Annotated in this window: 1 protein-coding gene; it reads right to left on the bottom strand. The window is 58.6% G+C overall.

The window, feature by feature from the left end; all coding sequences use genetic code 11:
* Positions 1-527: glycosyltransferase (locus EOA27_RS39560; protein WP_127259108.1), on the bottom strand; the 527-nt coding region annotated here is incomplete at both ends.

Here is a 527-nt window from a genome sequence, read left to right as displayed (position 1 = left end):
CCCCACCCACAGTGTAAGCACGATCGGAAAGTCGGAAAACGAGAAGATCGAGTCCATCATATATCTGAGGCGGCGCCCCATGCCCCAGGCGCTTTTTCCGTGCTCCCGTTCGCGACGGTGATACGGCACGAATTCCCGCCTGAAGCCCACCCAGAAGAGTTGCACGACCAGCGAGCTGTTAGGCTCCGCGATCGACAGGATCGCTTCCAGCACCTGGCGGTTGCAGCCAAAAATATCGACGCCGCCGCTGGGCATGCTTGGCAGTATCAGCCTGCGGTAAACGCCCCAAAAAGCCCGGGACAGAAACCGCGTCACAAACGGATCGTCTCGCCCCGCTCTGCGGCCGAAGACGACGTCCGCAGCGTCTTTCTCCAATATCGAAAAGAACTCGACAATCAGTTCCGGCGGCTCTTGAAGGTCGGCCGCCATGGCAGCCACATAGTTGCCCGATGCATGCTCAAGCCCGGTCCGAATGGCGGTAAAGGAGCCAAAGTTCCGACTGTGAAAGATGATCTTGTAGTCGTAGC

Origin of the sequence: Mesorhizobium sp. M2A.F.Ca.ET.037.01.1.1 (assembly GCF_003998075.1) — a bacterium.
Classification (GTDB): Bacteria; Pseudomonadota; Alphaproteobacteria; order Rhizobiales; family Rhizobiaceae; genus Mesorhizobium.
Note: the sequence above shows the minus strand (reverse complement) of the source record. Positions and strands in the feature narration are given on the sequence as shown.